The organism is Streptomyces sp. CA-146814, assembly GCF_050942385.1.
Lineage (GTDB): Bacteria > Actinomycetota > Actinomycetes > Streptomycetales > Streptomycetaceae > Streptomyces.
This window is the reverse complement of sequence record NZ_CP192068.1, coordinates 3,029,630-3,051,238: the sequence shown is the minus strand read 5'-3', so window position 1 is coordinate 3,051,238 and position 21,609 is coordinate 3,029,630. Positions and strand designations below refer to the sequence as shown.

The 21,609-nt window shown below is 71.4% G+C and carries 18 protein-coding genes; 9 read left to right on the top strand and 9 right to left on the bottom strand.

The window, feature by feature from the left end; genetic code table 11:
* Positions 1-217: 217 nt before the first annotated feature.
* Positions 218-1,219, top strand: coding sequence for a sigma-70 family RNA polymerase sigma factor (locus ACQP09_RS13495; RefSeq protein ID WP_433398867.1), 1,002 nt, complete (start codon positions 218-220; stop codon positions 1,217-1,219).
* A gap of 334 nt (positions 1,220-1,553) precedes the next feature.
* On the opposite strand, the gene ACQP09_RS13490 is transcribed toward ACQP09_RS13495, so the two are convergent.
* The gene (locus tag ACQP09_RS13490) at positions 1,554-2,576 is read right to left on the bottom strand and encodes a helix-turn-helix transcriptional regulator (protein ID WP_433398864.1); all 1,023 of its coding nucleotides are present in this window, start codon (positions 2,574-2,576) and stop codon (positions 1,554-1,556) included.
* A gap of 62 nt (positions 2,577-2,638) precedes the next feature.
* Between ACQP09_RS13490 and ACQP09_RS13485 the strand changes: the two genes are divergently transcribed.
* Positions 2,639-4,222: an MFS transporter gene (locus ACQP09_RS13485; RefSeq protein ID WP_433398861.1), complete on the top strand. Its 1,584-nt coding sequence runs from the start codon at positions 2,639-2,641 to the stop codon at positions 4,220-4,222.
* A gap of 127 nt (positions 4,223-4,349) precedes the next feature.
* Here the strand turns inward: ACQP09_RS13485 and ACQP09_RS13480 are convergent, their stop codons facing one another.
* Both ACQP09_RS13480 and ACQP09_RS13475 read right to left on the bottom strand, forming a co-directional pair.
* Entirely contained in the window at positions 4,350-5,096 is a 747-nt protein-coding gene (locus ACQP09_RS13480) for a DUF6227 family protein (RefSeq protein WP_433398859.1), read from the bottom strand.
* Positions 5,097-5,318: 222 nt separating this feature from the next.
* Positions 5,319-6,362, bottom strand: coding sequence for a P1 family peptidase (locus tag ACQP09_RS13475; protein ID WP_433406580.1), 1,044 nt, complete (start codon positions 6,360-6,362; stop codon positions 5,319-5,321).
* Positions 6,363-6,674: 312 nt separating this feature from the next.
* On the opposite strand from ACQP09_RS13475, the gene ACQP09_RS13470 reads away from it, so the two are divergent.
* The 6 genes from ACQP09_RS13470 (at position 6,675) to ACQP09_RS13445 (ending at position 12,252) form a co-directional block, all read left to right on the top strand.
* A complete protein-coding gene (locus tag ACQP09_RS13470; RefSeq protein ID WP_433398856.1) occupies positions 6,675-7,814 on the top strand; it encodes an MFS transporter in 1,140 nt (379 codons plus the stop codon).
* Positions 7,811-10,138: a molybdopterin oxidoreductase family protein gene (locus ACQP09_RS13465; protein ID WP_432148013.1), complete on the top strand. Its 2,328-nt coding sequence runs from the start codon at positions 7,811-7,813 to the stop codon at positions 10,136-10,138. The genes ACQP09_RS13470 and ACQP09_RS13465 overlap by 4 nt, the downstream gene beginning before the upstream one ends.
* A gap of 6 nt (positions 10,139-10,144) precedes the next feature.
* Positions 10,145-10,747: a 4Fe-4S dicluster domain-containing protein gene (locus ACQP09_RS13460; RefSeq protein ID WP_015609150.1), complete on the top strand. Its 603-nt coding sequence runs from the start codon at positions 10,145-10,147 to the stop codon at positions 10,745-10,747.
* The gene (locus tag ACQP09_RS13455) at positions 10,744-11,526 is read left to right on the top strand and encodes a ubiquinol-cytochrome c reductase iron-sulfur subunit (RefSeq protein WP_433398852.1); all 783 of its coding nucleotides are present in this window, start codon (positions 10,744-10,746) and stop codon (positions 11,524-11,526) included. Before ACQP09_RS13460 ends, ACQP09_RS13455 begins: the two co-directional genes overlap by 4 nt.
* Positions 11,523-11,918 carry a hypothetical protein gene (locus ACQP09_RS13450; RefSeq protein WP_404069114.1) on the top strand — a complete coding sequence of 132 codons (396 nt, stop codon included), beginning with the start codon at positions 11,523-11,525 and terminating at the stop codon, positions 11,916-11,918. Before ACQP09_RS13455 ends, ACQP09_RS13450 begins: the two co-directional genes overlap by 4 nt.
* A gap of 97 nt (positions 11,919-12,015) precedes the next feature.
* On the top strand, positions 12,016-12,252 hold the full coding sequence (locus tag ACQP09_RS13445; RefSeq protein WP_433398848.1) for a hypothetical protein: 237 nt from the start codon (positions 12,016-12,018) through the stop codon (positions 12,250-12,252).
* Between the two features lie 16 nt (positions 12,253-12,268).
* Here the strand turns inward: ACQP09_RS13445 and ACQP09_RS13440 are convergent, their stop codons facing one another.
* The 6 genes from ACQP09_RS13440 to ACQP09_RS13415 all read right to left on the bottom strand — a co-directional run bounded on the left by ACQP09_RS13440 (position 12,269) and on the right by ACQP09_RS13415 (position 18,545).
* Positions 12,269-12,817, bottom strand: coding sequence for an MscL family protein (locus tag ACQP09_RS13440; RefSeq protein ID WP_432148016.1), 549 nt, complete (start codon positions 12,815-12,817; stop codon positions 12,269-12,271).
* 113 nt (positions 12,818-12,930) lie between these two features.
* Entirely contained in the window at positions 12,931-13,635 is a 705-nt protein-coding gene (locus ACQP09_RS13435) for a hypothetical protein (protein ID WP_433398845.1), read from the bottom strand.
* Between the two features lie 214 nt (positions 13,636-13,849).
* Entirely contained in the window at positions 13,850-14,734 is an 885-nt protein-coding gene (locus ACQP09_RS13430; RefSeq protein ID WP_433398842.1) for an S-methyl-5'-thioadenosine phosphorylase, read from the bottom strand.
* A gap of 106 nt (positions 14,735-14,840) precedes the next feature.
* Entirely contained in the window at positions 14,841-15,194 is a 354-nt protein-coding gene (locus tag ACQP09_RS13425) for an FmdB family zinc ribbon protein (protein ID WP_432148018.1), read from the bottom strand.
* 66 nt (positions 15,195-15,260) lie between these two features.
* A complete protein-coding gene (locus ACQP09_RS13420; protein ID WP_433398838.1) occupies positions 15,261-16,541 on the bottom strand; it encodes an MFS transporter in 1,281 nt (426 codons plus the stop codon).
* Positions 16,542-16,892: 351 nt separating this feature from the next.
* On the bottom strand, positions 16,893-18,545 hold the full coding sequence (locus ACQP09_RS13415) for a potassium/proton antiporter (RefSeq protein ID WP_433398835.1): 1,653 nt from the start codon (positions 18,543-18,545) through the stop codon (positions 16,893-16,895).
* Positions 18,546-18,844: 299 nt separating this feature from the next.
* Between ACQP09_RS13415 and ACQP09_RS13410 the strand changes: the two genes are divergently transcribed.
* Entirely contained in the window at positions 18,845-21,595 is a 2,751-nt protein-coding gene (locus ACQP09_RS13410; protein WP_433398832.1) for a penicillin acylase family protein, read from the top strand.
* Positions 21,596-21,609 lie beyond the last annotated feature (14 nt).

Genomic DNA, 21,609 nt, shown 5'->3' with positions numbered 1-21,609 from the left:
TCCCCGCCAGGGCTGCCGGGGCCTCTGCGCACCGTGCCTGACCTGCGGTTACGTGGGTGCGCTGACCAGGTTTCGCCCGGTCGGCGCCGGACAGGGTACTGCATGATCGCGAAAATGAATGGGCAGCATGGGAATTCTGTCCGGATTCCAGTCGTTGTTTCCATCGGATGCAGGGCACCCGAAAAGGTGTCGCGACCTACTCAGCAAGGGAGCACGCATGGCAACCCGTGCCGTCGCCCGTCGTTCGTCCACCGCCTCCGGTGGGACCGACCGGGCAAGCAGTGTTCGCGCCGTGGGCGGGGAAATCGCCGATCGCGACCTGGTCGGCATGTACCTGGACGAGATCGCTCGTACGCCGCTGCTCGACGCCGCCAAGGAAGTCGACCTCTCCCAGTCCATCGAGGCGGGCGTCTACGCCCAGCAGGTCCTCGACGGCGAGGTGGAGAGCGAGGCCGGTGGCGCGACGCGTGAGGAGCTGGAGGCGCTGGTCGCCGAGGGCGAGCGCGCCAAGGACATATTCATCCGTTCCAACCTCCGCCTCGTCGTTGCCGTGGCCCGCCGCTACCCGCGCGCGGGGCTGCCCCTGCTCGACCTGATCCAGGAGGGCAACGCGGGCCTGGTCCGCGCGGTCGAGAAGTTCGACTACGCGAAGGGCTTCAAGTTCTCCACGTACGCGACGTGGTGGATCCGCCAGGCCATCACCCGGTCCATAGCCGACCAGTCCCGCACGATCCGGCTCCCCGTCCACCTGGTGGAGGAGCTCGGCCGGATCCGCCGGGTCCAGCGCGAGTTCAACCGGGAGAACGGGCGCGATCCCGAGCACGCGGAGATCGCCGCCGAGCTCGACTCCAACGCCGAGCGCGTGGGCAACGTCCTGGACTGGGCCCGCGACCCGGTCAGCCTCAACATGTCGGTCGACGACAACGGCGACACCCAGTTCGGCGACCTGCTGGAGGACACCTCCGCCGTCTCGCCCGAGCAGTCGGTGATGACGCTCCTGCGCAGCGAGGAGCTGGAGGACCTGATCGGCAAGCTCGACAACAGGACCGCCTCCATCATCAAGATGAGGTACGGCATGGAGGACGGCCGCGAGCGGACGCTGACCGAGGTGGGCAAGCAGCACGGCCTGACGCGGGAGCGGATCCGCCAGATAGAGAAGCACGCCCTACTCGAATTGAAGCGAATGGCACACGACACGGGCTTTGACGCTGTGGCGTGAGCGGATAACCCGCTAGCCTCCCCATCAAGCCGGTCAACCCCGGCCGACCGACCGGTATCGCTCCGGTCACCCGACCGGTTTCCCACCGGTCCCCGGAACTGAGTCCCGGCGCCCACCCCCCCCGGCGTCGGGGCTCATCCATGTCCGGGGTGGCACACGGGGCCAGGGTCGGGGGCCGTGTGCGGGTCCGGGGGCACCCCTGGTTCACCGTCCGGGCGAGGCCGCACCGGTCACCACCCGGGCAGGGCCGTACCGGTCACCGCCCGGCCAGGGCCGTGCCGGTCACCGTCCGGCCGAGGCCGCGCGGGTCACCGCCCGACCAGGGCCGTACCGGTCACCGCCCGGCCGTGGCCGCCCGAGTCAGTCGGGCGCCGAGGCTTTCCATGTACGCCACCAGCTCCGGCGGCCCCTCCACGGCGAACTCGCACTCCACCAGCGCCAGCCGCAGCGCCACCCACTCCAGCGAGTCCGTGCACGAGGACCGCAACCGGCAGCCGGCCTCCTCCCCGGCCGGTCCCGAACCGGGCTCCGGCCCGGCCTCCGGCTCCGGCACGCCGAGCGTCGGCGGCAGCCGCGCCGCCACGAACTCCGCCGGCGCCGCGAACCGTACGTCGAGCCGCAGCTCCGGCAGCCGGCTCGCCAGCGACCGCGCGAAGTACCGCGCCGCGTCGTCCGCCCCGCCCTCGCCGCCCTCCACGGGCAGCGGCCGAGCCGTGAACCGGGCGCCCGTCGCGAACGGCTCCGAGACCCGGTCCACCCGGAACGTCCGCCAGTCCTCCCGCAGCAGGTCGTACGCGACCAGGTACCACCGTCGCCCGGTGCTCACCAGCCGGTACGGCTCGACCTGCCGCTTCGTCTCCGTACCGTCGCCACTGCGGTACGAGAACCTCAGCCGCTCCTGTGCGGTGGCCGCCGACGCCAGCGTCGTCAGGGTCCGCGGATCGATGGTGGCCCCGTCGCCCCGCGTCAGCGGCACCGTGGCGTTCTGCAGCGCCGAGACCCGGTGCCGCAACCGCGACGGCAGCACCTGTTCCAGCTTCGCCAGCGCCCGTACGGAGGCCTCGTCGACGCCCTCGATGGCGTGCCCGGCCCCGGCCCGCAGCCCGACCGCGATGGCGACCGCCTCCTCGTCGTCCAGCACGAGCGGCGGCAGGGCGGCGCCCGCGACCAGGCGGTAGCCGCCCATCGCACCGCGCGAGGCCTCGACCGGATAGCCCAGCTCCCGCAGCCGGTCGATGTCGCGGCGGATCGTGCGCGGACTGACGTCGAGCCGTTCGGCCAGCTCACCGCCGGGCCACTCGCGCGGGGTCTGGAGGAGCGACAGCAGCTTCAGCAGTCGTGCCGGGGTGTCGGTCATGGGATCCAGGATGCGCGGCCATCAGGTCACGATCAGTCCTAATGAACGAATAGCTTCTTCTCATGTCTTCTTCCGCAGCGCTGCCGGACCCGGCACCGAACACCGCACCGAGTACAGCGTCGAGCCCAGCGCCGAGAACCGCGCCGAGCACCGCACCGCCTCTGCCCGAACCCGCCGACCGGCGCCGCTGGTTCGCGCTCGCCATCGTGATGACCGCGGCCTTCATGGACCTCGTCGACGTCACGATCGTCAACATCGCCATCCCGAGCATCAGCCAGGACATGGAGGCCTCCGTCTCCGCGATCCAGTGGATCACCGCCGGATACGCGCTCGCGTTCGCGGCCGGACTGATCACCGGCGGCCGGCTCGGCGACATCTACGGGCGCAAGCGGCTCTTCCTCGTCGGCATCGCCGGGTTCACGATCGCCTCGGCCCTCTGCGGCCTCGCCCCCAACGCGGACATCCTGGTCGCCGCCCGCATCCTCCAGGGGGCGACGGCGGCGCTGATGGTGCCCCAGGTGCTCTCGATCGTGCACGCCACCTTCCCGGCGCACGAGCGCGGCAAGGTCTTCGGCCTCTTCGGCGCGGTCGTCGGCCTCGGTGCGGTCTCCGGCCCCCTGCTGGGCGCGCTGCTCACCGAGTGGAACCTCTTCGGCCTCGAATGGCGGCCGATCTTCCTGATCAACCTGCCCGTCGGCATCGCGGGCCTGATCCTCGGCGCCAAGTTCATCACCGAGTCCAAGGCGCCGCGGGCCATGCGGCTGGACCTGACGGGCGTCGGCCTGGTCACGCTCGCCATGCTGATGCTCATCTACCCGCTCACCCGCGGGCACGAGCTGGACTGGCCGCTCTGGTGCTTCTTCTCGATGGCCGGCAGCCTCTTCGTCTTCGCGTTCCTGGTCCTGCACCAGCGGCAGAAGGCGGTCATCGACGGCTCGCCGCTGATCGAGCTCTCCCTGTTCCGGATCAAGAGCTTCGCCGCGGGCATCGCCGTGCAGCTCACCTTCGGCGTCGGCCTCGGCATCTTCTTCCTGGTCTGGACGCTGTACATGCAGCTGGGCCTGGGCTGGAGCGTCCTGCGGGCCGGTACGACGGGCATCCCGTTCTCCGTCGCCGTCTCGGTGGCCGCCGGGATCTCCGTACAGAAGCTGGTGCCCCGCTTCGGCCGCAAGGTCCTCCAGGCGGGCGCGCTCCTGATGGTCGCCGGGCTGCTGACGTACCTCTGGGAGGCCGAGCACTACGGACTCGCCATCACCTCCTGGCAGATGGCGGTTCCGCTGGTCGTCATGGGCGTCGGGATGGGGCTGATCGTGGCGCCGCTGACCGACGCGATCCTCTCCGAGGTCCCCAAGGAGCACGCGGGCTCGGCGTCCGGGCTGATCAACACCGTGCAGCAGATGGGCACCGCGCTCGGCCTCGGCCTGGTGTCGGTGGTCTTCTTCGGCGCGATCGGCGACCGGCTCGCCCCGCAGGAGGTCGTCCCGGCCTTCGTGGACGCCTTCCAGCAGTCGCTGTGGTGGGTGGCCGGAGTGCTCGCGGTGATCTTCCTGCTGATGTTCGCGCTGCCGTCACGGCCGAAGGCGCACGTGGAGGGCGAGGCGGCGGGTGACGACCTCCTCGCCAAGGAACCGGCGCTGAAGGGCTGAGCGGCGGGCGGGCGGCGAAGGGCTGAGCGGCGGGGCGGGCGGCGGCGGCCGAGGGCAGGCCCGCCGCCGCCATAGCGCGGGCGTCCGGCCGGCCCCCCGCCCCCAGGACGCGGGCGCCCGGCCGGGCTCAGCAGATCCTCGTACGGCTCTCCATCGCCGCCCGGGCCGCGTGCTCGTCCTCGTACACCTCGCACATATGGCGGCCGTCCGGGGTCGCCGTGTGCTCGACCTCCCACAGGCTCGTCTCGCTGCCGTCCAGCAGCAGGAAGGCGTGCTCGTAGAGCGTGAACCCGGCCTCCTGTCCGTCCACTTGGCACTGGCGCCCGAAGATCTGGGTGATGTGGTGGGCGAAGGCGGACCGGAGCAGCCGCGCCTTCGCCTCGCCCGGCCGGTCGCCGTTCTCCGCGCGGCGCAGGACCCGGCGGGCGTGGTCGGCCGAGTTGTCGGGGGCGTACGTCCGGGGCGCGGGGGCCGGGGGAGCAGACATCAGGACCGTCAGGATCTCCAGCTCCCCGCGGCTCGCCTCGTCGCCGAAGGCCGGGGCGTCGGAGAGGCTCCCGGCCAGCCGGGCGGCGGCGATATGGGCGTCGCCCTCGTCGGCGTAGAGCTCGTGGCGGTGGGGCTCCTGCTCGTCCCGGCCACCGCTGTGCACCAGCTCCCACAGGGTCAGGTCGGAACCGTCGGTGAGGAGATAGGTGTGGCGGTAGGTCTCCCGGTGCAGCACGGGGCTGTGGTGCGACGAGTGCAGTGAACTGCTGTGCGCCAGCGCCGAACCGAGCAGGTCGACCGTGTCGTCGGGAAGGTCGAAAGAGTTGAGGGCGCGTCGCAGGAGTCGGTCGAGGTGCTGCTCGGTTGTCTCGTACGGATCGCTCAAGGTGCTGTCTCCAGGCCGTCGCCGCGTGTTACTTGATGCGTGCTTAACGTAGTCCCTGGGTCTGACATCGTGACCGGGGTTCGTAAAAACGTAAGGCGCCTGAGATAAGTTCCCCGTCTGTTCCCGGCGCATTTCGGGCGGTTGGGGGGTGAACTCCCTTGCCCCGGTTGTGAGTCGGGCGCCCGCGCGCCCCTTCGCCTCGGCCGCGCGCCCCCTGCCTCCCTACCTCTCCCCGTACAGATCGGCGTAGGCGAGGAACGTGCCGCCGGCCCCGTGGATGCTCCGGGCCGCGCGCACCGCCTTCACGATCGCGCGGGCCAGCACGTCCGCGCCCGCCGCGAGGATCTCGTTGACCGCTGCCGGGTTCTCCGCGGCCACCGGAACCCGGCCCGTGGCCAGCGTGAACACGGTGTCGCCGTCGGTCAGTAGATGGACCGGGCGCACCGCGCGGGCCATGCCGTCGTGCGCGGTGCCCGCCAGCTTCTGCGCCTGGGCCCTGGTGAGATCCGCGTCCGTCGCGACGACCGCGATCGTGGTGTTGAACGGCGGCGCCCCGCCCCCGGCCGCCTCCGCCGCCTCCCGCTCCCGTGCCAGCTGCCGTACCGCCTCCGCATGCGTCGAGTCCGCCGGGTGCGCGGGCGGCTCCCCGGTCCCGTACTCCCCGAACAGCACCCCGGTACGGGGATCGAGCACCGAACCCGCCGCGTTCACCGCGACCAGGGCGGCGACGGTGACCCCGGAAGCCAGCCGCACGCTCGCCGTGCCGATGCCGCCCTTGAGCTGCCCGGCCACCGCACCCGTACCCGCGCCCACGCTCCCCTCGGCCACCGGCGTCCCCGGCTCGGAAGCGGCCGCCGCCTCCACCGCGGCCCGCCCGGTCGACGCGTCGGGCCGGGCTCGCCAGTCGCCGCCGCGGCCGAGGTCGAAGAGGGCGGCCGCCGGAACGACCGGCACCACCTGTCCGGGCTCCGTGCCGACCCGGACGCCCCGGCCCTGCTCCTCCAGCCAGGCCACCACGCCGGACGCGGCGTCGAGCCCGTACGCGCTGCCGCCCGTGAGCACGATCGCGTCGACCCGCTGCACCAGGTTGCGCGGGTCCAGCGCATCCGTCTCCCGGGTCCCCGGCCCGCCGCCCCGCACATCCACGGCCGCCACCGCCCCGCCCTCCGGCGCCAGCACCACGGTCGTCCCGCTCAACGCCCCGACCCCGCCCACCTGCGCATGCCCCACCCGGACCCCGGCCACATCCGTCAACGCATCCAGCAACGGCGCCGCGCCCTGCGACAACGCGGTCTCCTCCGGCAGCGACAACGGGGTCTTCTCCGACAGCGACAACGCGGTCTCCTCCGACAACGGCTGCGCTCCCTCCGGCAGCGGCGGGCGCGGGTCCTCGGCGGCGGTCATCGGGCACTCCTCGGCTCGGCGGCCGGCGCCCACGGCCGGGCGCAGCCTCGTCCACGTACGCTCCGAACGTACCGGCGCCGCCTGAGCCTGTCCCTGCACCTGTCCGAGCGACCCGCTCACCCTCTTACCGCCCAAAACGGGTCCAATTGCCGTAAACGGTCCTACGGTGGCCGAGTGACCGAGCCGCCAGAAGCCTCCGCCTCCTCCGCCGCAGCCGACCCGGATCCGCCCGTCGACCACACGGGCACGCGCCCGGGCAACTCCGCGAGCGCGGCCCGCGCCACCGGCCCCCGCTCCGTCACCGCCCGCGCGACCCTGGCCGGAGTGGTGGTCTCCGCCCTCCTGATCGTCGCGATCGTCCTCGGCAGCCGCATGCTGCGCAACTTCGACTCGGCGCTCCTCCCGTACGCCGTCGCCACGGTCTTCCTCGCCTTCGGTGTCGCCTACCGCTACACGGTCTGGATCTCCGCCCCCGGCGCGCGACGCCTCTTCAAACAGGGCTGGCGCAGCCTCTTCTCGTACGAGAACTTCCGCCAGGCCCCCACCGCCCTGCCGAAGATGATCGGCACCTACCTCGGCTTCCAGAAGTTCCTCGGCGCCCGGTCCCACGCCCGCTGGGCCGCACACCAGCTGATCTTCTGGGGCTGCATCCTCGCCGCGCTGATCACCTTCCCGCTCACCTGGGGCTGGTTCACCTTCACCTCCGGCAGCGGCTCAGGCCCCGGCTACGAGATGCGGATCTGGGGCATCAAGATCCTCGGCTTCGACTCGCTCTCCGTCCTCGGCTGGCTGATGTTCCACGGCCTCGACATCGCCGCCGTGCTCGTCATCCCCGGCGCCTCGTACTTCCTCTGGCGCCGGATGAAGGACCGCGGCGCCTCCACCGGCCAGCGCTTCGCCTACGACCTGGTGCCGCTGATCGCGCTGATCGTCATCTCCGTGACCGGGCTGCTGCTCACCTTCTCCTCGATCTTCCTGCACGGCGGCGGCTACCAGTTCCTGGCGATCCTCCACATGGTCTCGGTGGTCTTCACGCTCATCTACATCCCGTTCGGCAAGTTCTTCCACATCGTCCAGCGCCCGGCCGCGGTCGGGATGCAGCTCTTCAAGTACACCGGCCGCCAGGACGACAAGGTCTTCGCCTGCCGCCGCTGCGAGGAACCCATCGACACCGGCCCGTACGTCGAGAACCTGCGCGGCACCATGCGCGACCTCAGCCTCGACTTCGACGCCTGGGCCGAGTACTGCCCGCGCTGCAAGCGGGTGCTGCGCGGCAGCGCCTACCTCTCCCATGTGAAGAAGGGCTTCAAGTGACCGCGGAACCGCGAGCCGCCGCCGACCGCCGCACCTTCATCCCGCTCGACCCCTCCCTCGCCCCGCCCGGCACCCGCGCCTTCCGCGACGCGGGCGGCATCCCGGCCGACCAGTGGCACGCCGACCAGAACGGCGAGACGCTCGTCCCCACGCACTGCTGCTTCTGCGGCGTCCAGTGCGGGATGTATCTGCGGGTGGACCGCGGCGGCAAGGTCTTCGGCGTCGAACCCCGCAACCACGACATCAACCGGATGCGGCTCTGCCCCAAGGGCATCAACGCCTACCAGCAGGTCAACCACCCCGACCGGCTCACCGCCCCGCTCATGCGCCGCTCCCGCGACGAGGAGTTCCGCGAGGTCTCCTGGGAGGAGGCGCTCGACTTCACCGTCGCCGAGGTCAAGCGCATCCAGCAGACCTACGGCAACGACGCCTTCGGGCTGCTCGGCGGCGCCAGCCTCTTCTCCGAGAAGACGTATCTGGTCGGCAAGTTCGCCCGGGTCGCCCTCAAGTCCCGGCACGTCGACTACAACGGCCGCCTCTGCATGGTCAGTGCGGCGGGCGCCAACAAGCTCGCCTTCGGTATCGACCGGGCCGGCAACCCCTTCTCCGACATCCTCCTCACCGACTGCCTCCTCATCGCCGGATCCAACGTCGGCGAGTGCTTCCCCGTGATGACCCAGTACGTCTGGGGAGCCCGGGACCGCGGGGCCAGCCTCATCGTCATCGACCCGCGCGAGACCGCCATCGCCCGGACCGCCGACATCCACGTCGCCCTCAAGCCCGGCACCGACTCGGCCTTCTTCACCTCCGTACTGAACGTCGTCATCGCCGAAGGACTCACCGACGAGAACTACCTCGCCGCCCACGCCACCGGCTGGGAGGAGGTCAAGGCCAAGGCCGCCGAGTACCCGCCGTCCCGCGCCGCCGCCATCTGCGGCATCCCCGCCGAGCAGATCGTCCAGGTCGCCCGCACCTTCGCCCGCGCGCCGAAGGCCATGGCCTGGCACGCCCGGGGCATCGAACACCACTCGCAGGGCGTCGAGAACTGCCTCTCCGTGATCAGCCTCTGCGCCGCCACCGGCCACATCGGCAAGCCCGGCGCCGGCTACGGCACCATCACCGGCCAGGGCAACGGTCAGGGCGGCCGCGAGCACGGCCAGAAGTCCGACCTCCTGCCGGGCGGCCGCTCCATCACCAACCCCGAGCACCGCCGTCAGATCTGCGAGATCTGGGGCATCGAGGAGTCCGAACTCCCGCCCGCCGGGACCTCCATGATGGAGATGGTCTGGCAGATGCAGCGCCGCGAGATCCGCGGCCTGATCGGCATCTGCAACAACCCCTTCGTCTCCCTGCCCAACTACCAGGTGGTCAAGGAGGGGTACGACGCCACCGAGTTCCACGCCCAGTTCGACTTCTTCCTCTCCGAGACCGCCGCCAACGCGCACGTCGTCTTCCCCGTCACCACCTGGGCCGAGGACGAAGGGGTGATGGCCAACGCCGAGGCCCGCGTGGTCAAGCACAACAAGGCCCAGGACCCGCCCCCCGGCGTCCGCACCGACACCTGGGTCATGTGCGAACTGGCCCGCCGCCTCGGCGCCGGCGACAAGTTCGACTTCCCGGACTCCCGGTCGGTCTTCGAGGAACTGCGCACCGCCTCCGCCGGCACGGTCAACGACTACTACGGCATCACCTACGAGCGGCTGGAGGAGACCGGCGGCATCGCCTGGCCCTGCCCCACCACCGACCACCCCGGCACCCCGCGCCTCTTCGAGGACGGGAAGACCTATCACCCCGACGGCAAGATCCACCTCCAGGTCGTCGAGTGGCACCCGCCGATGGACCCGTACGACGACGAGCACCCCATGTCCCTCACCACCGGCCGGACCGTGGCCCACTTCCTCTCCGGCAACCAGACCCGCAGGCTCGGCGCCCTCGTGGAGCAGACCCCGCGCCCCTGGGCCGAGATCCACCCCTCCCACGGCTTCCGCAACGGCGAGCCCGTACGGATCGTCACCCGGCGCGGCAGCGAGGTCTTCCCCGCCCTGGTCACCGAGGCCATCCGCCCGGACACCGTCTTCGTCCCCTACCACTGGCCCGTCCCGACCGCGGCCAACGCCCTCACCATCGACGCGCTCGACCCGCGCTCGAAGATCCCGGAGTACAAGGTGTGCGCCTGCCGGATCGAGCACGCCGACCGGATCGACGAGGTCCCCGCACCACCGGTCGCTCCCGGCCATGTCGCCTACCCGGAGACCCAGGTCTCCCGTACCGACCCGCTGCCTCCCACGTCCCCGCAGGGCCGTGGCACCTCGGAGAGGAGCTGATCTCCCATGATGGGCCGCACGATCTTCATCGACCCGGGGCGCTGCATCGGCTGCCAGGCCTGTGTCTCCGCCTGCCGCGAATGCGACTCGCACCGCGGCAAATCGATGATCCATCTCGACTACACCGACGAGGGCCACTCCGTCGCCTCCCTTCCGACCGTCTGCATGCACTGCGAGGACCCGGTCGCACCCTGCGCCGAGGTCTGTCCCGCCGACGCGATCCTGGTGACCGCCGACGGGGTGGTGCAGCAGGCCGACACCACCCGCTGCATCGGCTGTGCCAACTGCGTCAACGCCTGCCCTTTCGGCGTACCGAAGATCGACCTCGGCGCCAAGCTCCAGCTGAAGTGCAACCTTTGCTACGACCGCACCGCCTACGGCCTGGCCCCCATGTGCGCCACCGTCTGCCCGACCGGAGCGCTCTTCTACGGGACCGTCGAGGAGCTCCAGGCCGAGCGCCCCGGTGTCCAGGTCGCCGACACCTTCGTCTTCGGCGAGACCGAGGTCCGCACCGGCGTGGCCATGGTCGTCCCCGCCGAGAAGGTGCAGTGGCCGGTACCCGGCGGGCTTCCCGTCGTCGAGATCAACGGGAAGGACGTCCGCCGATGAGCGTCACCGAACAGCAGCCGGGCGGCGACCACCCGGCCGGAGGAGACCCGCGCGAGGCGCTCCACGACCGGATCGCCGCCGACTCCCTCACCACCCGGCGCGACTACCTCCGGATCGTCACCACCGTCTCCGGCGGCCTCGCCGTCGGCGGCATCGGCGTGGCCGCGGGCATCCTGCACCGTCACGGCGACGACGAGGACGGCAAGGCCCCCGAGGCCAAACGCATCGCCCAGCGGCTCCCGCCCGGCGAGTCCATCGCCTTCCGCTACCCGGGCGAGGAGGACCGGGCCGTCGCCGTCCGGCTCGACGACGGCACCCTCGTCGGCTACTCAGCCGTCTGCACCCACCTCGCCTGCGCCGTCCTCTGGCGCAAGGACCGGGGCCGGGAGGGCGAGCTGTACTGTCCCTGCCACGAGGGCGTCTTCGACGCCCGCTCCGGCGAGGTCACCGCCGGGCCGCCGCCGCGCGGGCTGCCGAAGGTCGTGGTCATCGAGGAGACCGACGGCAGCATCTGGGCCGTCGGGACGACCCGCTCCGGCGAGAGCGTCGAGGAGGGACTCTGCCGCCAGCTCGGCGGCGAACGCCCCGACCTCGCCGCCCGCATCGGCTGCCCCGACATCGGCTCCGGCGCCGAATCCCCGCCGCGGGCCGCGGGCGCCCGACCCCCGGCCCGCCCCGCGAGGCCCGGCACCGGGGGCGCCGGTGCGCCGGCCGCCCCGAGCCGCCCCGGCGCTTCCGCCACCTCCGGCCCCACCGAGATCCCCGGCAGGCGGGCATGACCGACGCCCCGCACCCCGAGCAGCCGCTGCCGCCGCCGGGCAGCCACTATCCGACGTACCACCCGGGCAGCGCCGACCCCGCGCTGAACCGGCCCGTCCACGAGCGGTATCCGCAGATCCGCCCCACCAGCGGCTACGGAGACCCGCGCGTCCGCCACACCGGGCCCGGCCCCGGCGCCGGCACCGACCAGGAGCCCGAGCGCTCCTCCAAGCTGACCGCCCGCCTCGCCCTGGCGATGACCGTGGTCGTCGGCCAGCTCTGGGGCCTGACGGTGCTGGTCGACGAGTGGATGGAGGGCAACACCGGGACGGCCTGGTGGGGCGCCGGGTTCCTCTGCCTGTCGTTCCTCGCCGTGCTCGGCCTCTGGCTGATCGACCCGAAGGACCGCTGACGTCCGCCACGCCCGGAAGCCGGACGCGGCCTGCCGGAGGGTCTGCCCGGTCCACCGGCGGCCCGCGCCGAGCACCCGGCCGCCGTACCCTGGAGGCATGAGTGCCGCCCCCACCCCCGGTCCGCGAGAGTCGAAGCAGCAACAGCAGCAACAGCGGCCGGCACAGTCGCCGCAGGAACCGCGGCCGAAGCCCAAGCCGGTCCTGATCTTCGACGATCCGCTGGACCAGCAGTCCGCGGACGACACGGACCGGGGCTGGGGCGAGCGGCCCTCCGGCGGCTCCGCCGCCGACCTCGCCCGCTTCCTCGACGAGAAGCCGCCCCACCACATCTGAACCGCAGACCGGCGGGCTACCTCTCCCCGTCCCGGCCCGGCAGCGTCCCGCCGCCCTCGCCCGGCCCACCGAAGCCGCCGGTCCCGGCACCACCGACGCCGCCCGCGCCACCACCGCGCTGCGCGACCAGGGCGTCGCGGATCTCCTTGAGCACCTCCAGCTCGCTGACCTCCAGCGTCTCCTGCACGCCCTCCTTCGCGGCCTGCATCGCCGCCCGCCGGGCCAGGTACTTGGCCATCGGCAGCACCAGCAGGAAGTACACGACAGCGGCGGTGATCAGGAAGCTGAGGGCGGCGCTGAGCACCGAACCCCACAGGATCTCGATCCCGTCCATCTGTCCGGTGGCCGGGTCCGTCGTGCACGGGCCCCGCAGGCAGGAGCTGTAGTTGTCCAGGTCCTGCGTGCCGAACGCGCCGACCAGCGGATTGATGATGCCCTTGACGAACGCGTTCACGATGTTCGTGAACGCGGCGCCGATGACGACGGCCACCGCCAGGTCCACCACGTTGCCGCGCGTCAGGAAGGCCTTGAAGCCCTCCAGGAGACTGACCTTCTTCTCGCTCACAGGTGAGCCTTCTTTCGCATGTGCGGTGAGGGGAGCAGACTGCTCCGCCACCTAAGGCGGGAGAAGGCGACACTGTCCAGTCCGGTAACGCGCACGGGTGACTTGAGAGGGCGTCAGTTCGCATCGGACACCGCCACCGCCAGCCGCCCCGAAGCGCCCGCGCCCAACAGCGCCGTAGCGGCGGACCGCTCCACGGACAGCACCACCAGAGCCCCTTCCGGCGCCGCGCCCGTACCGGCCGTCCCGTCACCACCGCCCCGCAGGCCACCGCCACCGTCACCGTCGGCCCGACCCGGCACGTGCGACACCCGCACTCCGCGTGCCACCGCACGGGCGTCGTCGCCCGCCTCGCCGACCGCGATCACATCGACCCGGTCTCCCGGGCGCAGCAACCGTACGGTCGCCGCGTCCGCGATCCGCACCGGCGCCGAGACGAGACCTTCCGACGAGCGCCCGGCCTCCGTGCCCGTGCCGCCGGCGCCCGAGAGCCCCGCTCCCGAGACGGCCGTGCCCGAGACCCCCGTACCCGGGACGGCCGGGCCCGGAGCGGACGCATCCGGGACGGCGGCGCTGCCCAGCCCCGTCGTGGCCAGCGCCGCGCCCGCCAGCGCGACTGCCGCCGCGATCGCGCGCCGCTGTCTGCGCAGCATCCGCCGCAGCCGGTACGCCCCGCCGCCCCGCACCCGCAGCGGCGCGAACGGCCCGACCCCGCACGGGGCGGGCGGCGGCGCGGGAGGCCGGGGCGGCGGTTTCACGTGGTCCGCGGCGGTCACGGGCGTGGCGGGGACGTGGGGCGCGGGGAAGGGGGACGGAGACATGGCGTCACCTGCAATCGGATGCGAACGGATGCGAAACGGGTGCGAACGATACGAACTGATGCGAACGACGAAGGGAGTCCGGCCGGTGGTCCCGGCCGAACTCCCCTCACGATCCACGGTCCGCGCGCATCCCGCTGAGGCCTGTGGAGAACCTCGCGCATGTGGAAAACTCCGTCACCCGATCCGGCGACTCCGCCTGCGGCACCTCCCGCCGCTACGGCAGCGCGACCCCCGTGTCGATCCCGTCCAGCGCGTGAGCGCAGGCGCAGTTGCGGGCCGATGCCGCCGGCAGCCCGCTCACCGCGTCGAACAGCACCGACCGCAGCCGGTCCACGTTGGCCGCGAAGACCTGGAGCACCTCCTCGTGCGAGACGCCCTCACCGGCCTCCGCGCCCGCGTCCAGGTCGGTCACCAGGGTCATCGTCGTGTAGCAGAGCCCCAGTTCGCGGGCGAGCACGGCTTCCGGATGTCCGGTCATCCCGACCACCGACCAGCCCATCGCCGCGTGCCAGCGGGATTCCGCGCGGGTGGAGAAGCGCGGTCCCTCGACCACCACCAGGGTCCCGCCGTCCACCGGCTCCCAGCCGCGTCCGCGCGCCGCGGTGAGCGCGGCCTTCCGGCCCTCGGGGCAGTACGGATCGGCGAAGCCCAGGTGCACGACGTTGGGTACGGTCCCGTCGGCGCGGGCCTCACCGTCGTAATACGTCTGCACGCGGTTCTTGGTGCGGTCCACCAGCTGGTCCGGGACGAGCAGCGTGCCCGGGCCGAACTCCGGGCGCAGCCCGCCGACGGCGCACGGGCCCAGCACCTGGCGGACCCCGACCGAGCGCAGCGCCCAGAGGTTGGCCCGGTAGTTGATGCGGTGGGGCGGCAGATGGTGACCGCGGCCGTGGCGGGGGAGGAAGGCCACCCGGCGGCCGGCGATCTCGCCGAGGAAGACCGAGTCGCTGGGCTTCCCGTACGGGGTGTCCACGGCGACCTCGGTGACGTCCTCCAGGAAGGAGTAGAAGCCCGAGCCGCCGATGACCCCGATCTCCGCGCCCGGCGCCGTACCCGCGATGTCTGTGCCGGAGCTCGTGTCCGTATGTGCGTTCACCATGCGGTCACCGTATCCGGGGGCGCATCCGGAGCCGCGCGCGGGAAACGTACGGACCCCGCCGAGTCGATCGGCGGGGTCCGGTGAAGCGTTTGGGGCGTACGCGGGCTCAGGCGGCCGACGTACCGCTCGACGACGAGGCCGGCGCGGCGGCCGACGACGAGGAAGCGGAGGACGAGGACGACGACGAAGCGCTCGACTTCGCGTCCGAACCCGTCGACGAGGACGACGAACCGGAGTCGGACGACTTCGAGGACGACGACGCCGGCGTGCTGCTCGACGAGGAGCCGCGGCTGTCGTTCCGGTAGAAACCGGAACCCTTGAAGACGATGCCGACCGCAGAGAACACCTTCTTGAGGCGTCCGTCGCAGCTCGGGCACACGGTCAGGGCATCATCGGTGAACTTCTGCACCGCCTCGAGGCCCTCGCCGCACTCGGTGCACTGGTACTGATAGGTCGGCACTTGCTCCTCCTGGCACTCTCACTCAGTGAGTGCTAACGACGCTCCATACTGACGTATTCCGCGGGATCAGTCCACCGTGACCGGCTCGCGGTGACCGATCCCACGTGCCACCGTGCGGCCCACCGACCTCGGAGCCAGCCGTGAGCGCAGGGCCAGCAGGGTCGCCAGCGCCAGTACGGTACCGGCCAGCGGGACCAGGAATCCGGTGCTCGCGCCGTGGGCGTCGGCGAGTTGACCCGCCACGGTCACGGCGGCGGCCTGGCCCAGGGCCACGGCGCCGGTCAGCCAGGTGAAGGCCTCGGTGCGGGCGGTGGCGGGCACCAGCGACTCGACCAGCGTGTAGCCGCTGATCAGCGCCGGGGCGATGCAGAGGCCGACCAGCAGGCCGAGCCCGGCCAGCAGCGGTACGGAGTGCACGGCCCAGAGGCCGGACGCCATGAGGGTCAGCGCCACATAGCCGACGACGAGGCGGCGCTGCGGGCTGCTCTTCCAGGCGATGGCACCGCAGACGATGCCGGCCAGCATGTTGCCCGCCGCGAAGATCCCGTACAGCAGACCGTTGACGCCGGGGTGGCCGATCTCCTCGGAGAACGCCGTCAGCGAGACCTGCATGCCGCCGAAGACCGCGCCGATGCCCAGGAAGGCGACGATCAGCACCCGGACGCCGGGGATCGAGAGGGCCGAGGTGTGCGGCCGGTCCGCCGTGGCGGCGGGGCGGGGAGCGGGCTGGGTGGCGCGCTGCGCGGCGAAGAGCAGGCCGCCGACCAGGGTGAGGGCGGCCTCGGTGATCAGTCCGGCCGCCGGGTGCACGCCGGTGCACAGCGCCGTCGCGATCACGGGGCCGAGGACGAAGGTGAACTCGTCCGTCACCGACTCGAAGGCGGCGGCGGTGGACATCAGCGGGGAGGCGGGCCGGTCCGGGGTGGCCCCCAGCATCGCGGCCCAGCGGGCGCGCACCATCGGCCCGATCTGCGGGACCGAGGCGCCGGTGGGCACCGCGGCGGCGAACAGCGCCCACAGGGGCGCGTCCGCCAGCGCCAGCGCGGTCAGGGCGCCGACAGAGACGGTGTGCAGCAGGACGCCGGGCAGCAGGACGGCCCGCTGGCCGAACCGGTCGGCGAGTTTGCCGCCCTGCGGGGCGACCAGCGCCATGGAGACGCCGGCGACGGCCGCGACGGCACCCGCGCTGCCGTAGGAGCCGGTGGTGTGCTGGACGAGCAGCACGATGCCGATGGTCAGCATCGCGAAGGGCTGCCGTGCGGCGAAGCCCGGAAGGAGGAAGGTCCACGCACCGGGGGTGCGGAGCAGTTGTCCGTATCCGGGGCGGTCGGTGACCGTGTTTGCCACGGTCCTTGCCTTTCTGCTGCCTGGTGGCAGTGCTTCCCGGCGCCTTTGTGGGGCGGGCCGGACGGAAGCGGCCGAGAGCTGTCCTCTTCGCGCGGAACTGCGGTAGATGCCGGGCGACTCGCTGCCATCGGCGAAGAAACGCCGGGCGAAGAGACACCACGACCGCCATACGGTCGCGCCAGCTCTGCATCAGACAGAGTTGGTCGTTCAGTGTGCCTTTTATCGTACAGGCCGGAAGCCCTGTACGCCTGTGAATGCGCACAGGGCCTCCTGGTGGGCCTGTGATCCGCGTCCTAGAGGTGACGCGTGTGCCTACTTCCAGCGGCCTTCCAGCGACTTTCCAGCGACTTTCTAGCGACGCGCGTTCGTACTAGGGGTGTTGCTGGAGGAATCACCAGGGGTGCCGTCGGACGGCCCCAGCTTCTTGACCGGCGTCACGGGTGTCACCGGTGTCATTCGCCGCGCCGGCTTCGCCGGCTTCACCGCCTGGCGGAGGGCGGACCCGCCCGCTCCCGAGGCCGTCGAGCGCTCGGACGGCCCGGGATTCCCCGGCGTACCGGACGATCCGGCGCCGCCGCCCGTGCCCAGCCAGCCGGCCAGCTTGCCGCCCTCGCCGACCGCCCGCAGCCGGGCCTCCGCCTGGTCGCGCACCGGGTCGGTGGCCACCACCAGCAGCTCGTCGCCGCGCCGCAGGACCGTGGTGGGGGAGGGCACGAAGCTCTCCTTCTCGCGGACCACCAGTGTGACCGCGGACCCGGCCGGGAGCCGGAGCTCGCCGACCTCGACGCCGTGCATCTTGGACTTCTCCGGGATGTCGACCGACAGCAGATGGCCGCGCAGCCGCTCCAGCGGAGCCGACTCGACGCCCAGGTCGTCGGCCTCGGCCTCGTCGTCGGCGATCTTCAGCTTGGCCGCGACCCACGGCAGCGTCGGGCCCTGGATCAGTGTGTAGACGATGACGAGGACGAAGACGATGTTGAAGATCCTCGTGCTGCCCTCCACGCCGGAGACCATCGGAATGGTCGCCAGGATGATGGGCACCGCCCCGCGCAGCCCGGCCCATGACATCAGGGCCTTCTCGCGCGCCGGCAGCCGGAACGGCGCCAGGCTGAGGAAGACCGACAGCGGCCGGGCCACCATGGTCAGCACCAGCCCCACCACGACGGCCGGCCAGAAGTCGTCGACCAGGTCGTGCGGGGTGACCAGCAGGCCGAGCAGCACGAACATGCCGATCTGGGCCAGCCAGCCCAGCCCGTCGGCGAAGCCACGGGTGGCGGGCCAGTGCGGCAGCTTGGAGTTGCCGAGGATCATGGCCGCCAGGTAGACCGCGAGGAACCCGCTGCCGTGGGCCATGGCACCGGCCGCGTACGCCATCACGGCGATGGCCATCACGGCGATCGGGTAGAGGCCGGAGGCGGGCAGGGCGACGTGCCGCAGCCCGAGCGAACCCAGCCAGCCCACCGTGATGCCGATGGCGGCGCCGATGGTCAGCTCCAGGGCGATCTCGCCGATCAGCAGATACCAGTGCTCGACCGGGCCGACCGCGGAGAACGCGACGACGAGGATGACCACCGGGGCGTCGTTGAAGCCGGACTCGGCCTCCAGGACGCCGGTGATCCGGGACGGCAGCGGCACTCTGCGCAGCACGGAGAAGACGGCGGCGGCGTCGGTGGAGGAGACGACCGCGCCGATGATGAGGGCCTGGCGCCAGTCCAGTCCGACCAGGTAGTGCGCGGCGGCGGCCGTGATGCCCACGCTGATGCCGACGCCGACGGTGGAGACCACCGCGGCCGCGGGGAGGACGGGCCCAACCTCTTTCCACTTCGCCCCGAGTCCGCCCTCGGCGAGGATGACGACCAGCGCGGCGTAGCCGATCACCTGGGTCAGCTCGGCGTTGTCGAACTTGACGTCGAAGATGCCGTCCTGCCCGAGGGCGATCCCGATGCCGAGATAGAGGAGCAGGCTGGGGAGCCCGCTGCGCGAGGAGATCCGTACCGCCGCCACGGCGACGAGCAGGACGAGTGAGCAGACGAGCAGGAGTTCGTTGAGCGCGTGGACAGTCAGGGTCCGTTCCTTCCCTGCGTGCGCCTGCCGGATCGTCCTCCGGCAGCCAGTTACTTCGTTACCTTACCTAATCTTTAACGGTTCCTTGACGGCTTCCGTGATCGCATGACGGCTACGCGTGTCCATACAAGGGATGCGCGCAAATGGATGCATCCCTATACCGCGTCCGAGTGGCTTCCCGGCTGCGCCTATGGTTGCTCCTGCACTCCCAGGACCACCCTGCCCCTCGAAGGACAGCGATGCCCGCCAATACAACCGACTCTTCCGGCCCTTCCGACGACGCGAAGAAGCCCGGCAGGAAGAAGAAGGGGCGCCGCGTTCGCCTCCTTCTGCTCGTCCTGGTGCTGGCGCTCGTCGCGGGTGTCGGGTTCGGTTCCTACTGGTCCGTCTCCACCGTGCGGGCCTCGTACCCGCAGACCACCGGAACGATCACCCTGGACGGCCTGTCCGGTGACGTCGAGGTCAAGCGGGACGCGTACGGCATTCCGCAGATCTACGCGGACTCCGACGCCGACCTCTTCCGCGCCCAGGGCTTCGTCCAGGCCCAGGACCGCTTCTGGGAGATGGACGTCCGGCGCCATCTGACGGCGGGCCGGCTCTCCGAGATGTTCGGCTCCGGTCAGGTCGAGACCGACTCCTTCCTGCGCACGCTCGGCTGGCGGAAGGTCGCGCAGGAGGAGTACGACACGGTCCTGGACGAGGACACCAAGAAGAACCTCCAGTCGTACGCGGAGGGCGTCAACGCCTATCTGAAGGGCAAGGAAGGCCGGGACATCTCGGTCGAGTACGCGGCGCTGGGGCTGACCAACGACTACAAGCCGACCGAGTGGACCCCGGTCGACTCGGTCGCCTGGCTCAAGGCCATGGCCTGGGACCTGCGCGGCAACATGCAGGACGAGATCGACCGCTCGCTGCTGACCAGCCGGCTCGACGCCGACCAGATCCAGGACCTGTACCCGGACTACCCCTACGACACCCACAAGCCGATCGTCGACCGCGGAGCGGTCTCCCCGGGCACCGGGAAGTTCGACCTCGACGCCGACCCGTCCGACGACATCGGCTCGCAGACCGCCCAGGGCGCCACCGAGGGCCTCAACACGCAGCTCTCCGCGCTCTCCGACACCCTGGACAAGATTCCCGCGCTGCTCGGCCCGAACGGCAACGGCATCGGATCGAACTCCTGGGTCGTCGGCGGCACCCACACGACGACCGGCAAGGCGCTGCTCGCCAACGACCCGCACCTCGCGCCGATGCTGCCCTCGCTCTGGTACCAGATGGGCCTGCACTGCCGGCAGCTCTCCAAGACCTGCCAGTACGACACCGCGGGCTACACCTTCTCCGGCATGCCCGGTGTGATCATCGGCCACAACCAGGACATCGCCTGGGGCCTCACCAACCTCGGTGCCGACGTCACCGACCTCTTCCTGGAGAAGGTCTCCGGCGACGGCTATCTGTACGACGACAAGGTGGAGCCGTTCGTCACCCGCGAGGAGACCATCAAGGTCGCCGGCGGCAGGGACCGGAAGATCACCGTCCGTGAGACGAACAACGGGCCCCTGGTCTCCGACCGCAGCAAGGAGCTGGACAGGGTCGGCCAGAAGGCGCCCGTCTCCAACGCCGCCCCCGACCGCGCCGACGGTTACGCGGTCGCGCTGAAGTGGACCGCCCTGCAGCCGGGCAAGTCCATGGACGCGGTCTTCGCGATCAACCGGGCCAAGGACTTCGCGACCTTCCGGGCGGCCGCCAAGAACTTCGAGGTCCCCTCCCAGAACCTCATCTACGCCGACACCGAGGGCAACATCGGCTACCAGGCGCCGGGCACCATCCCGGTCCGCCGCAAGGGCGACGGCACGCTGCCCAGCCCCGGGTGGGACCCGGCGTACGGCTGGGAGAAGGACCCGATCCCCTTCGACGAGCTGCCCTGGGAGTACAACCCGAAGCGCGGCTACATCGTCACCGCCAACCAGGCCGTGATCGACGAGGACGAGTACCCGCACCTGCTGACCAAGGACTGGGGCTACGGCGCCCGCAGCCAGCGGATCAACGACCTCCTCGCCCAGAAGATCAAGGGTGGCGAGAAGGTCTCGACCGACGACATGCAGAAGCTGCAGATGGACAACTCCAGCGAGATCGCCAGGCTCCTGGTGCCCGAGCTGCTGAAGATCAACGTCTCCGACCCGAGCGTGCGTGAGGCGCAGAAGCTGCTGGAGGGCTGGGACTACACCCAGGAGTCCGACTCGGCCGCCGCCGCGTACTTCAACGGCGTCTGGCGCAACATCCTCAAGCTCGCCTTCGGCAACAAGCTGCCCAAGGAGCTGCGGGTCAAGGGCGACTGCCTCAATGTGCCGCCGGCCAAGAACAGCGGCCCGGCCGACCAGCAGAAGAAGCTCGTACGCGAGTGCGGCCAGCGCGACGGCGACTCCGCGCAGCCGGACGGCGGCGACCGCTGGTTCCAGGTGGTCCGCGACATCGTCAAGGACCAGGACAACGAGTGGTGGAAGGCGCCCGCCAGGGGCCGCGAGGCCGCGCTGGAGAACCGGGACGACCTCTTCGCCCGGGCGATGGAGGACGCGCGCTGGGAGCTGACCGCCAAGCTCGGCAAGGACATCTCCACCTGGAGCTGGGGCCGGTTGCACCGGCTGATGCTGAAGAACCAGACCCTCGGTACCGAAGGGCCCGATCTGCTCCAGCGGGCGCTCAACCGCGGCCCCTGGAACCTCGGCGGCGGCGAGGCGACGGTCAACGCCACCGGCTGGAACGCGGCGAGCGGCTACGAGGTGATCTGGGTGCCGTCGATGCGGATGGTGGTCAACGTGGGGGACTGGGACAAGTCCCGCTGGATCAACCTCACCGGGGCCTCCGGGCACGCGTTCAACGGGCACTACACCGACCAGACCGACAAGTGGGCCGACGGTGAACTGCTCGACTGGTCCTTCGGTACGGACGCGGTCGGCGCGTCCACCGTCGACACGCTGACGCTCAAGCCGTAGAGGCCTCCGCGGCG

Coding starts and splice junctions, on each gene's coding strand:
- ACQP09_RS13445 (WP_433398848.1), top strand. CDS start 12,016: ATGAGTGCCGCCCCCACCCCCGGTCCGCGAGAGTCGAAGCAGCAACAG.
- ACQP09_RS13495 (WP_433398867.1), top strand. CDS start 218: ATGGCAACCCGTGCCGTCGCCCGTCGTTCGTCCACCGCCTCCGGTGGG.
- ACQP09_RS13485 (WP_433398861.1), top strand. CDS start 2,639: ATGTCTTCTTCCGCAGCGCTGCCGGACCCGGCACCGAACACCGCACCG.
- ACQP09_RS13490 (WP_433398864.1), bottom strand. CDS start 2,576: ATGACCGACACCCCGGCACGACTGCTGAAGCTGCTGTCGCTCCTCCAG.
- ACQP09_RS13435 (WP_433398845.1), bottom strand. CDS start 13,635: ATGTCTCCGTCCCCCTTCCCCGCGCCCCACGTCCCCGCCACGCCCGTG.
- ACQP09_RS13410 (WP_433398832.1), top strand. CDS start 18,845: ATGCCCGCCAATACAACCGACTCTTCCGGCCCTTCCGACGACGCGAAG.
- ACQP09_RS13455 (WP_433398852.1), top strand. CDS start 10,744: ATGAGCGTCACCGAACAGCAGCCGGGCGGCGACCACCCGGCCGGAGGA.
- ACQP09_RS13430 (WP_433398842.1), bottom strand. CDS start 14,734: ATGGTGAACGCACATACGGACACGAGCTCCGGCACAGACATCGCGGGT.
- ACQP09_RS13450 (WP_404069114.1), top strand. CDS start 11,523: ATGACCGACGCCCCGCACCCCGAGCAGCCGCTGCCGCCGCCGGGCAGC.
- ACQP09_RS13460 (WP_015609150.1), top strand. CDS start 10,145: ATGATGGGCCGCACGATCTTCATCGACCCGGGGCGCTGCATCGGCTGC.